At 34.0% G+C, this 12,775-nt stretch carries 13 protein-coding genes; all 13 read right to left on the bottom strand.

The features are described from left to right. Positions 1 to 8: 8 nt before the first annotated feature. The 13 genes from AC0YNW_RS17385 to AC0YNW_RS17325 all read right to left on the bottom strand — a co-directional run bounded on the left by AC0YNW_RS17385 (position 9) and on the right by AC0YNW_RS17325 (position 12,767). On the bottom strand, positions 9 to 803 hold the full coding sequence (locus tag AC0YNW_RS17385; protein WP_475833000.1) for a helix-turn-helix domain-containing protein: 795 nt from the start codon (positions 801 to 803) through the stop codon (positions 9 to 11). A 74-nt stretch (positions 804 to 877) separates the two neighbouring features. Beyond that, positions 878 to 2,071 (bottom strand): acyl-CoA dehydrogenase family protein, encoded by a 1,194-nt coding sequence (locus AC0YNW_RS17380; RefSeq protein ID WP_475833168.1) that lies wholly within the window; start codon positions 2,069 to 2,071, stop codon positions 878 to 880. Positions 2,072 to 2,105: 34 nt separating this feature from the next. Then, a complete protein-coding gene (locus AC0YNW_RS17375) occupies positions 2,106 to 2,801 on the bottom strand; it encodes a polysaccharide deacetylase family protein (RefSeq protein ID WP_475832999.1) in 696 nt (231 codons plus the stop codon). Between the two features lie 21 nt (positions 2,802 to 2,822). Continuing rightward, positions 2,823 to 4,451 (bottom strand): discoidin domain-containing protein, encoded by a 1,629-nt coding sequence (locus AC0YNW_RS17370; RefSeq protein WP_475832998.1) that lies wholly within the window; start codon positions 4,449 to 4,451, stop codon positions 2,823 to 2,825. A 34-nt stretch (positions 4,452 to 4,485) separates the two neighbouring features. Further along, the gene (locus tag AC0YNW_RS17365; RefSeq protein ID WP_475832997.1) at positions 4,486 to 5,382 is read right to left on the bottom strand and encodes a glycosyltransferase; all 897 of its coding nucleotides are present in this window, start codon (positions 5,380 to 5,382) and stop codon (positions 4,486 to 4,488) included. Between the two features lie 36 nt (positions 5,383 to 5,418). After that, positions 5,419 to 5,664, bottom strand: coding sequence for an acyl carrier protein (locus AC0YNW_RS17360; protein ID WP_475832996.1), 246 nt, complete (start codon positions 5,662 to 5,664; stop codon positions 5,419 to 5,421). After that, the gene (locus AC0YNW_RS17355; RefSeq protein WP_475832995.1) at positions 5,661 to 6,671 is read right to left on the bottom strand and encodes a hypothetical protein; all 1,011 of its coding nucleotides are present in this window, start codon (positions 6,669 to 6,671) and stop codon (positions 5,661 to 5,663) included. Before AC0YNW_RS17355 ends, AC0YNW_RS17360 begins: the two co-directional genes overlap by 4 nt. Before the next feature lie 959 nt (positions 6,672 to 7,630). Then, on the bottom strand, positions 7,631 to 8,179 hold the full coding sequence (locus tag AC0YNW_RS17350; RefSeq protein WP_475832994.1) for a hypothetical protein: 549 nt from the start codon (positions 8,177 to 8,179) through the stop codon (positions 7,631 to 7,633). Between the two features lie 111 nt (positions 8,180 to 8,290). Beyond that, positions 8,291 to 9,331, bottom strand: a complete 1,041-nt coding sequence (gene fni / locus AC0YNW_RS17345; RefSeq protein ID WP_475832993.1) for a type 2 isopentenyl-diphosphate Delta-isomerase — start codon at positions 9,329 to 9,331, stop codon at positions 8,291 to 8,293. Positions 9,332 to 9,344: 13 nt separating this feature from the next. Then, positions 9,345 to 10,148 carry an AAA family ATPase gene (locus tag AC0YNW_RS17340; protein WP_475832992.1) on the bottom strand — a complete coding sequence of 268 codons (804 nt, stop codon included), beginning with the start codon at positions 10,146 to 10,148 and terminating at the stop codon, positions 9,345 to 9,347. A 9-nt stretch (positions 10,149 to 10,157) separates the two neighbouring features. Beyond that, the gene (locus tag AC0YNW_RS17335) at positions 10,158 to 11,288 is read right to left on the bottom strand and encodes a glycosyltransferase family 4 protein (RefSeq protein WP_475832991.1); all 1,131 of its coding nucleotides are present in this window, start codon (positions 11,286 to 11,288) and stop codon (positions 10,158 to 10,160) included. Between the two features lie 18 nt (positions 11,289 to 11,306). Beyond that, positions 11,307 to 12,032, bottom strand: coding sequence for a class I SAM-dependent methyltransferase (locus AC0YNW_RS17330; protein WP_475832990.1), 726 nt, complete (start codon positions 12,030 to 12,032; stop codon positions 11,307 to 11,309). Further along, on the bottom strand, positions 12,033 to 12,767 hold the full coding sequence (locus AC0YNW_RS17325; protein ID WP_475832989.1) for a PIG-L deacetylase family protein: 735 nt from the start codon (positions 12,765 to 12,767) through the stop codon (positions 12,033 to 12,035). Positions 12,768 to 12,775: the final 8 nt, after the last annotated feature.

The following is a 12,775-nucleotide window of genomic DNA, read 5'->3' as shown; positions in this document are numbered from 1 at the left end:
CTTTCACCTCAATTAATTTTATCGATCAATTTTTTTAAATGATATTCTTTTCTGTATTGAGATGGTGTTGAATTAAAATATCTTTTGAAAACCTCAGTGAATTGTGAACAAGATATATATCCGATGCTTTTTGAAATTTCATTTATTGAAATATCTGCACTAATTAACAATGCAATCGCTTTATTCATTCTTAAGTTTTGTAAAAACCTCATAGGAGAAATACGAAATACCTTTGAGTAAGTATTACTTAAATAGATCGGGTTACACTGTATCATATCTGCGAGTAATTGCAGGGTGATCGGTTGACTATAATTACTTCTAATGTATCTATTAATTAAAATCAATCGGCTATCAATTTTTCCAAACAACTCTTTGTTATCGGTGGATCTTGTAAGTTCACACTTTTGATTCATCTTTAATAATAAGGAAGGCATTACTTCTGCAACTTTATTATAAAGTTCCTTCCCATCCGTTATTTGATTAAATGAATTTGATAATTTGAGAAGTTCTTTATATTTATATTCACTTGCTTGAAAGAAAACCGGTTCATTTAGTACCGGAAGAGAATCTGCTTGAATCTCAACCCCTCGTGTTACCGCAAGTTCAGATCCACAATTGTATAACGCAAACTTTCTCCCCATAAGAAATTGACCTGTTTGAATCCGCTCGTATTTTTTTCTCCACCTTACATCCAATGTCCCTAATACTTCAACAAATACCACCCCTCCTGATTCAATATCTTCTTGCAGCTTTTTTCCAGGAGCGATTATTTCATGTTTGATGCTTCTAATTGAAAACTTCACTATATCACCTCAAACCTTATCAACATCCGGTAATACCAATGACAGCCCTTTTATGTTTGCTTTAAACTTATTATTTACCATCGATTTTTAAGAGGAATAAAACCAAGTGCTTTTTTGGCAAGCAGCTCTTTCAATAAATCATCATTGGGTTGATGAAAAGTCGCCGCCCTAACATCTCTATATAATTTTTCCAATGGACTTTTGTTAAACATTGATCCCATACCTTCTATTTGCATAGCTTCCCAAATGATCTTATTACAAGTATGTGATATAAAATATTTCGTGATTAGCGATTTTTGATGTAATCTGTCTGAGAAGGCGCCCTTTTCCCTTTCTTCATCCGCAAGTTTCGAGAACATCATTAATTGACTCTCTGCCGCATCATAATTAATCATCATGTCTGACAATGAAAATTGGGCTCCAGGCATTGTAGCCATTTTCTTATTTGTTAACCTATCTCTTTTTTCCTTTAAAAGAGTTGTGATGTAAGAAATTGCATGTTTAGCTAACCCCAAATAAACAGAAGAAATAGCCATGCGCGACCAGTAAACCAACTCTGCTGTATCTTCAATACCTTTCCCTTCTCTGCCAACAACTCTCTTCTCTTCAATGAATACGTTGTTAAAAATCACATCATAGCTGCATGTAGACTTCATTCCTGAGCATCCCCAAGTATCGCCAATTTGAACTCCATGGTCATTTACAGTTGCAAGTAATGCAGTAATTGCATATCCTTTTTTATCCTTTACGACTTGATTTACATAAATAGGGATGTATTTAAATCTCAATATACCTGAAACAAATTTTTTAACTCCATTTACTATATAGCCGCCGTCAACTTTAGAAATAGATATACCAGTACTGTTGGACAGATCCTGATTCGCCACTACTATGTTCACATTCGGTTGATTAAACGAAGAGGTAAAATGACCATTTTGAACAATATCATTAAAAACAATCTCTTTCTGTTCACTGTTAAAAGCACCATCTAGGCCACCTACTGTGTAGTAATGCATCGCCATACATAGTCCAGTAGATGGACAGCCCGAGGATAGTTCCGTTAACACCCTGCTTATCTGTTCGAAACCAAACCCCATTCCCCCGTAAGATTGAGGAATTGTTAATTTATGGATCCCTTCTTTAACAATCAGGTCAAAGTTATCATGTGGAAAGGTCTCCGTTTCCTCGTAATGATTAGATCTGTTTCGTAAAAGAGAAACGATTTCCTCTAATTGCTCTTTACAATCTATATTCTTAGTATCTTCCACTGTAAACAATAATTACTTCTCCCTTATATAATTTTTATAAATGCTCATAAACCTTTATCAACTCACTAATTGTAATAAGCTTATATCCCATCCCCAGTAATATGGGTATGACTTTTCTTGTAGCTTCAACCGTTTGATCCCTATTGCCGCCAGCATCATGCAAGAGTACAATTGAACCATTTTGGGCTTTGTTCAATATCTCTTCAACCATTTTTTCTGTGCCAGGCAACTTCCAGTCATCAACTTGCATTTCTCTGGACCATAAAACAAATTTATAATTTAGAGAGTTTACTTTTTCTACAATCTCGTTAGCAAAGATACCATAGGGTGGTCTAAACAAGTTACAACGATAATTTACACTTTTTTGAATTGCTACTTCCCCTGTTAGGATCTCCTCTTCGATTTCAGTTAAATCAAGTGTAGTTAATGTAGGATGTGAATATGTATGGTTTCCGATTTCGTGATTCTCACCTAAAATCCTTTGGACGATTGAGGGATATTGCTCTGCGAATTTTCCGAAAAGAAAAAATGTAGCTCTCGCCTGGTTTTCCTTTAATATGTCGAGTATTTGTGGAGTATATTCTGGATGAGGACCATCATCAAAAGTAAGGCAGATGTACTTATCTTGTGTATTTGAGAGAGGTATGTCTTGGATAATTCTTTGGTCTTGAAAACCTGTGAAATTCTTAGTCTTACATAGTTCAATATAATCATGTATCAAAGTATACATGTACTCCCCCTAAATTTTTTATTAAACGTAAACAGATAGATTCCAAATAGAATAACCAAATGCCGTAGCTTTTTCTTCACAAAGTACCCTGATGTATCTGGTGTGGCCTTCTATCCCTGAAATTTTTTCTATCCCGCCTTTTCCATGTTCATTATCATATATATTTGTCCACATATCAGTGTCGGCAGACACTTGAATCTTGTATCTTTTGGCAAACGCACACTCCCAATTAATAATAACAGTGGAAAAACTCACTTTTTTTCCGAGATCAATATATAACCAGGATACTTCTTCAGAGTGGTGACTCCCCCATCTTGTATCGTTTTTTCCATCTACTACATTATCACCTGAATGTAATATCGCTTCATCCGAAGAAGTAAATACCCCTTTATATAAGGCAATGTCGCTATGATTTATCACAGTATCAGTATCAATAAAAACATGATTTACCAGACTCATCTTACTGTAGTTCCCAAATACATCCATCGCTTTGAGGGAAATTGCATATGAACGATTCGGTTCAATATCAGCTATATTAAACTGCGGTTGGTGACTCGTTCCTATTGCCTCACCATCTTTATAAATCTCATAAGAAGTAACCCAAACGTTGTCAGGTATCTCATCCCATATAATTTTCATATTAGTGCTATTAAACTTATGCAAGACTGGTTTATTAGGTCGTTGAATCTTCAAGTTTGAAGTTGTTCGAAATAATTCTTCATCACTTTTTCCCAAGTTGTTTTTCAATAAAAATATCGCCTCATGCTCCATTTTCTTTAGTTTATCTATAACTATAACTATTTTCTTATAGTCGTATTTCTTCTTAATTAAACCAATTGAGATCATTAACTTTAGTTTCTCAACATTTTCAGAAATTATCATAAATAATCTATAATAAACTTCGTTCCATTTGAATTCCTTCAATGCATTGGCAAATAAAAATCTTGAACCTGCGATGATACTTAATGCGTCATCAATGTAATGGAAGTCTTCCTTAAGATTCCTGTACTTCTTTTCACACAACAAAAAAACTTCCTTCATATATTCGAAAAACTCTAAACTATCTTTATAATCGTGGATATATGATTTAAGTTTACTTTCTAATCTCTTAGTTTCCAAAGGTTCATCGGAAAACTCAAAATACAATATGGCCCTTCTTTCCTCGGGAATACCGTTGCACATTTTTTCCATATCATTGAATTTATAGAACACCTCTGAGAAAAAAGGAATGTCTCGAATTTGGTATACGTCAACTTTTTCCGAATATTCCGTTAACACGACCGAATGTTTAGACTCACGGTCGAGGTTTGGATTATGTTTCACTTCTGAAGCTTGAACCCATAAAAAAACGGGTAATTTCCTTTCTAGAAGTTCATGAACAATATTTTTAATATCACTAAGTTTTTCAAACGGAATTCTTATCGGTTTAATGCCTAACTCATTCATTTCCGAATCTAATAGTACATTAGATTGATATTTCCATTTACGTTTTCTCATTTTAATGGTCTCAACAAGTACCTTATCAGTGTTTTCTAAAGCCACATAATAAAAAAACTTGTAAGAGAGACCTATACTGTGAAAATAATTTGCTACTTGAATTTTCCTACAATTCAAGTAGTTTAAGGAGGAATTTTTAAAAACCATTTCCATATTCACCACTCCTTTCTCTTTAGCAGCTAAACACTCATCGTGGGTGGTTTATGGTTGTTATTTCATCAATCAATATTTTATTCAACTCGACATCATCGTTTGATTGTGTCCATAAATAAACTGCTCTCGTCGGATACTTTCGGTACAAGTATTCTTTTTTCTCATCAACATGACGATCCGCTATATCACTTTCATTCGCAAAATCAAATTCTTTTTTATGAGGGTAGTGAATACTCATTGCATTTCTAGCTAACACAAATTTCGCACCGTATTGTTGTAATGCTATTCCTATATCTATGTCTTCTCCCCCCCAGGTCGTGAAGCTTTCATCAAACATTCCAATATCAATCAATGATTTTCTGCTCATAGACACATGGCATGTCCAAAACAGCACAAATGGCGCAGGCATTTGATCGATGTCATCTGAAAATTCCATATAAAATTTTTCTCTTACATCTCCGATGCCCTTTTCACTTAATATGTGAATGGCATTCTCAATACTCGTGTTTTCTACGACTTTTTTGATTTCATCTTCATTACTTTCAAAAACATCAAATCCATACACATAACCCACAACAGCACAGGCACGACTTGATTCATTATGAATTCTGATATGTTCGTTCAAAGCATTGTTATGAAGAATTATTCCGTTATCAATAAAAAGACATACATCGCCCTTGGCCTTCCTGATCCCCATGTTTCTGGCAGCCGCCGCTCGAAATCCTTTGTCTTCTTGATATTGATAATAAATATTTAAGTCGTCCTCAAATTTTTTCACAATGAAGTAAGTATCCTCTTTCGAACCGTCATCACATACAAGCACTTCATAACTTTCTTTATCTAATTCTTGGTTTACTAATGATTTCAATGTATGTTCCAATCCAACAAGTCTGTTATAAGTAGGAATGATAACCGAAATAGCAGGCTTCACATTTATCCCTCCATGAATGTATGAGTATATGGAATGCTATGAACTAGAGGTTTTACTTATTGAGAATTCTACTATTTGACTAAACGTGGTTAGATCAGCAGAAAACAGATCTGAATCATCAATTCTAAACCCGAAATCTCTTGCAATATGATTTAATATTTGAATATATGAAATCGAATCAATGCCCATCACATCATCAATTAGCGTCTCTTCATCAGACTCTTTAATGCCTACTCCATAATTCAGAAATATACTTCTGATTTTCTCACGTATTTCGTTCATACTCGCACTCCCTTATTTTCTTCCTCTAATAAGACTGACCACATTTCTATCTCTATGCCCAACATTTCATTAGCTTTGCTTCTTATTAAATCTACATTAATTTCTTTCGAGTTTGATACCATGCAATTAATGAACACTTGTTTAATCGCTTTCCACCCTCTTTGCAATTTCAGCAATTTTGCTTTCATGTTTTCAAATGTCGTACTGTCGATCAATTCCAACTCTACTAGCCTTTTTATCAAAAACTCGTTGCCAGTATGCCTGTTTTCTATAATGTTAATCCCTATTAGAGAGATATTAATGTACTCATTAAAATCGTCCTTATTGTTTTCTTTGAAATTCCACAAATTTTTGAATGAAAATACAGATAGTTCCCCTGCTAGTCTTTTGGCATGGCCTATTACCTCAGTTATATTTATAGTGTAAGGAGCGATGCTGTCACGGATACAATAAACATACGCATGCGGAGTTGTCGGGTTAGGATTAATCATTGCATTTGAATTGTGAAAAGCCTTAACTAATCTTTCCTCGGGGATTACATGCACTCCATATCCATCTATATCATCATCCAAAATAAAATACTCCCGTTTCTCTGCATCGTAGCCATTTATTATTGCGTAATGGCTCATATGGAAGCGATTCCAAGCAATGTTTTTTGGTAACCAATAGAAAAGATCTACATGGAGTTTAATTATTTTTTGTTCTGAAATGATCTTATGTAGTTCTGTTGTAAAGTTCTGCGTATCCTCAAAGAAAATCGGCAGTTCCGATTCAATAACTTCACTCAGCACAAATTTGTCCCAGTTATCAGCATAATTCAACACTTCAATCGTCGGGCTGATAAACTCCGAATCAATAGCAGCCTCCCAACTACTGTATGAATAATTATTGATGTAAGCGGCATCAGTGTAACTATTATGTCTGGTAACGGCGATCGAATAGGCGGAATTTAAAATGCAATTCATCCAGAATTCGTTGAAAGGTACTATTTTATTTATGTAATTCAAGTTAGAACCGCCTTTCGCTTAGCGAATATAATTAACCCCAGATTAAACGGAAAAAGCAACAATAACAAAAAGTGATTTACGTTTGATTATATAAAAAATATGCTTTTATTATAAAAATAGTTTATTTTTATCATTACATACATTATACATCACTAACTGGAAATTATTCAATAATTTTTTTGTGAGGCTTAAACAGCATCTGCATTCGTGACGCCAGCGATTACTTTATCCATCCCCAACTTCATTTTGCTTTGAGTTTTCGCTTTCAATCTGAAAACGAAATGCCCCAAGCGGAAACATGTCGTTCATGCTTTCGCCATCAAATCCCCAATAGGTTCGCGAGACGCCTTCTTTCTTTGTAGCGGAGATGTCAGAAGGAAAACGTCCAGATTGAGCGGCATCTAAGAGGAAGTATTGCCATCAACAGCTTATCGGACAAGGGGGTAAGCGGAGCTTGAAAATGAAGCAACTGGTGAACCGACTCTTCAAGAAGGATCTTTTGCCACTCCCCGCCTGGAACAGCGCGTTTAAATGCTAGTGCATCGTCGTCGCGGATTTCATCTTTCTTTTCCCGAGCACTTACGGGAAAAAGCGATCATTGCGGTAAGGTTCGATATGATCGATGTCACTCATGCCCTGACAAAGCAACCCGATCTAGGCACGGACTTTGTCCGAATTGAAATGAGCGGAACTTTCACATGATCGAGCACGGTCTGGTTCAGTCGTTTATTTTATTGCGTAAGATCGCATCTAACCGGCAATAACGAGACCGGCGCGTGATGTCAGATAGTCGCTGGAAGTTTCAAGCGTAAATTTAGAACCATTGTCATTCACCTCAGTGATGCAAATTGGAGTAGGAGCAAAACACATTATTATCTCCATTTACGCTTAATATATCTATAAATCTATGGCTTTTGTTAGAAGCTCGTCACGGATTCAGGTAATAACAAAACGATTTACTATTCATTCAATAGAAGTGTCGAAAGAGTTTCAATCTGCATCTCTAAATATTCTTTGTCTTTTGAATTATTAATTTCAAAATAATAATTTGATTCTTCATAGTCATCATATCGGTTTATTGTTGTTAAATCACTTCTTATTTCCAAACGTACCTGCCTAATTACTAACGGACACCAAACTTTAACAAATAAAAACTTCTCTTTGCTTAATCTTCTGTATGCTTCTCCAATATTCCTTACATCATCATTAATAATAAAATCCGCTTCGCTTTTTGCTACATTATTTATGAATCTATCAACAAGAAAGTGTTCATTGTTGCTTAACCTAACAAATTCTTCAGAAATATTCCGTAGTAATTGATTGTCTCGAAAATTATTCACCTTGGCAATTTTAAAGAATACTTCTTGTACCTCTAACACCGGTTGCGCTACTTTAATAATTTCAGCATTCTTACCTTTAGAATTCAGTAGTTTCTTCAATAATATAGCAGACGTAGATTTGCCAGAACCACTTGGACCACAAAATACTACTTTTTTATTATTCTTCATATAGTGATGTACTAGTACTTTTAATTAGACTTATAGCAGAAGTGCTTGTTCTTTTTTTGAATATAATTACACTCATATTAATTACCTCTCCGTTTCATTCTAGGCAATAGACTAATTTACATATGTTAATAGCGGCAAATTACCTTTTAGACTCTCAATGCTATCTAAACCTAATCCAAATAAAGACATTCTAAGTTCAAGTTCAAATTGTTCAAAAGTTAATTCTAATACCTCTGTGGACTTTGCTGCACTCTCAAGGATAACCTTCCCAAAACCAACTATATCCGCGCCTAAGCATAGGGCTTTTGCAGCATCAAGACCATTTCTAACCCCTCCACTTGCTATTAGAGTAAAATCAAACCCAGAATTTTTCAGTGCTCCTCTTATATCCAATAAACACCTTGCTGTAGGTATCCCCCACTCAGCAAATGTCTGAGACACTTTTTCTTTAATTAAATTTTTTGTCCGTTTGCCTTCAACTAATGACCATGATGTCCCGCCAGCACCTGCAACGTCAATAAAACTGACACCTACTTCAAGCAACTTTTTGGCCACAGTTGAACTAATACCCCAACCAACCTCTTTGACTCCAATCGGAAAAGGAAGACGACTACAAAGTGTTTCAATCTTCAATAATAAATTTTTGAAATTTGTATCTCCATGTTCCTGTAAGACTTCTTGCAAACCATTTAAATGAAGTACGAGAGCATCTGCTTCAACACATTTCACTGAATTTATAATTTCATCTATACCGTAACCTGTATTTAATTGGACAGCGCCAATATTTGAAATTATTGAAACAGACGGTGCATATTTTCTGACTTGATATGAACTTAATAGTTCTTTATTTTCCAAGGCGGCTCTTAAAGAGCCAAGACAAAAGGGAATGTTCTTTCTTTCAGCTATTATTGCTAAGTTTTTATTTATCCTTTCTGCAAATTGCATTCCACCAGTCATTGAACTAATTAAAAAGGGCATATTAATCGTCTTGTTCAAAAATTCAGTTTTCAATACTATATCTTTATAATCTATTTCTGGAAGTGCATTATGACTGAATATATAGTCATCAAATCCATTTGTCAGTTTACTTTTAGTATTCTCTTGAAGACATATCATTACATGATCATATTTTCGCTTTTCAATTTCTTTCACCAACTTCACCTCATTAAAAGTCATTCCATCGAATGTTTTTTTCGAAATTTTTAGATAGGTGATTTAACTGTTCCTCGGAACTAAGGTTTTGAATCTTTAACCAAATATGAGGAAATCTACCTAAAGATTTGATCCCTAATGTTTTTTCTAAAAACAATTCCATTTCCAAAACTTTTTCTTCCGCTCCTATTACATCATTCAAAATAAACCCTGTAACAGAGGCTTTAATAATCCCAGGTAAAAGTTGGTACATTCCCATTAAGCCAGACACCGCACCTCCTGAAGAAACTTTTGTTACTAAAATCGTTTTTACGTCAAAGTTCTCTACAATTTTATAATTAGTTAAATCCTCTTCCATTAAATCAGTAGGACTTCCAGCCCCTTCAATTATTACTTTATCGCTTTCTCGCAATAACTCATGTAAGTTGGTCGATATAGCATCATTGATTTTATTTTTTACATTCTTTGATAGTGTTCTAAAGTATGGGTTGTCAAATCCTAACATTTCAACTTCACATTCATAATTCTTCTCAATATATAGTTTCCCAACATACTTTGAAAAATTTCCATCTAAACCAAAAGGAACAATTTGAATAGGATTATTAATGATCGAAAGTCTTTTTCTACAAGCTTCTACTGCTGCAATCATTCTAATATCAGTGAACAAAAGTCCCTCATGGATAATGTCCTTGCATACCAAGATAGGTTTAAACGTCCCTACATTGTAGCCCTTGTCTGTTAATAAACGAGCAAAGGCTTTTGTAATTACACTTTTCCCGGTGTTTGAACTTATGCCTTGTATCATAGTAATCATCATTTACCCCTCTCAATACGAAACTAATTGTTCACATTTATTAATAATAATTTCCGATATACGATCCCATGAATAATTCATTGAAACATGATTATGCGCCTTTTTCCCCATTTCTATTGAATACATTCTGTTATCATACATCTTTCTCATTTTACTTCTTAAATCATCTATATTTGGAATGAACCATCGCGGTAAAGAGTACTGATTCTTCGACAATGCTTCAGAAGTATTTCTAACAAATAAAGTAGACATAGGGGCGCAATAATCCAACATCCCCCCTGCATGGTTAACAATAGTTGGTAATCCACAAGCCATAGCTTCAAGTACAGGCAAACCAAAAGATTCTGACCTAGATGGCTGAATATAACAGTCACAAGAATTATATAGGCGAGCCATGTCTTTAGGAGTACTATATGAATTCAATATAGTAAGTTCTGCTTTTGATCCGTTTTTAGTACTAATCTCGCTTACCCATCTTTTGAAAGAAGTATTTCTAAAGTCGTCATATCTCATCTTTAGTATCAAACGAACGTCATCATTTTGTTTAAACTCCTCAAAATAGGCTTTTACCAATATATCCAAACCTTTAAGTTCAATATGAGGTATACTTACATTCAAAAAAGTATACTTTTCACCCTCACTATTAAATTTTCTCAATGTATTTGGTTTAAATATTGTTGTATTTATACCATGTGGGACTATGTCAATTAGCTTATTATCTATTCCCATTTCCAATAGGCTCTCCGCTACATAGGAAGAGTTTGCCCAAATTTTATCAAAATAACTGCTAACATTTTTGCTGTTTATTTCTGAAAAAGTTAAATTAAATGGGAGTGCTAATTTCAATACTTTTACTCCACTATGATTTATGATAGAATTAAACGTTTCATTTTGTTGTTTCTTAGCAAATCTAATATTTACTAAAGGCTCAATATTATTTAATTGCTTCTTACATAGTTCCATTAATAGGTTCCTATCACACTCTGAATCCATGATCAATTCTGCAATATTTTTTGTGTTATTTACATTATTAATACATATAGATGCCCCTGAGTTATATAGTGCTTTCGTTATTTCACGTGAGACACCTGCAACGCTTCCATTTCCAAATATATGGGCATGCCACTTTATTCCAAACCGCATAGATGAAGCCTCCATATACTAGTTCTTATATCCAATAATCATCATTTCTTTGCTTTTATTATCGAATTTTAACTCACCCACAGCTCCGCTGGCTGAGTCAAAAATACCTGTAACCTTCAATCCTACAAGTTTCAATAACATAATTAGCTCAGAAGAAGTATATGTATACCAAGTGAATGTTGTCTTTAACTCTCCTTCCACTCCAGTGGCGGTTATATTACTCCAAACTTTATTCTCGATAAAATCAATCTTGTTGTTTTTTTCCGACTCACTATTAACGCAATAAATGGAGTTTCTAGCTGTTATTGCAAATTTTCCGTTTGGTTTCAAAGCACGTGACATGTTCAAAAGTACCTTAAAATTTTCCTCCGGAGAATTCATCACACCAAAAGCCCCTGTAAATAGTGAAATTGCATAATCAAATTCATTTTCAAAAGTAATGCTTAATGCATCAAATACTTGAAAGCTTATTCTATCTCTTAACATACTGCTATTTGAATTTGCAATCTCTATCAATTTCTCCGAAATGTCAATTCCAGTTCCGTATAGCCCGTGTTCTGCAAAATTTATTAAGTGACGACCAACTCCACAACCAATATCGAGAATTTGACTTTTGGGTTTCATTAGTAACTTATCAATTAAGAAATCACACTCTTGTTTAGTACCGCTCTGATACTTCTGATTTGAAAACATTTCACCCATGATCTTCCCAGCAACTTGATATTTAGTTTGAGACATTTCCATTCATCCATTACTCCTAATAATTTTTTCTAGCTTGTTCGAATAAACATTAAACTGTTCGATAATAAATGCTTCAGCGTAAGTGAAGTTATTAATGTTTATAGAACTATTAAAAAAATCCGCTTGACATCCTCGTAAAGAATTAATCGCTATAATATATCTTTCATAATCGAATTGTTTAATTTGACTTTTATACATTCTTATTAGTTCAATTTTTTTATCTATAATATCTGTTATATAAATATAACTATTTGCCTCCAATAAATTCCATACTTCATACGCTGCAATTTTTGGATTATAATGGCTATTATTTAGTGAGTTGAATAAAAGATAATTTGCAGCAATATGATCTGGATGCTGATCATTAAAATGAGGAAGATATATAAGAGAAGGATCAACTGAGTCTATAATGCCTCTCAACTTTTCTATAGATTCAGAATTAACAAGAATTCCTTTATCCTTAAATCCTAAATAATATACCTCGCTTACTCTAATTTTTTCACAAACAGACCCTGATTCTTTTTTTCTAACATCAATCGCTTCTAGGAGAGGGATTTCTTTCAATCCCCTCTCACCGAAAGTTAGATATACTACTGATACATTATGATTTAACATACTATGCTGTATAATTGATCCACCACATCCAAAAATTTCATCATCAGGATGTGGTGCAATTACCAGTACTTTTTTATTGATTGGTAACTTTTCAATGTCTGTAATTGATGACCGAGAACGCAAGGTATCAC

This window comes from Paenibacillus sp. J31R120, from assembly GCF_056269225.1.
The sequence above is the reverse complement of the archived record's forward strand: the minus strand, read 5'-3'. Positions and strand labels throughout refer to the sequence as shown.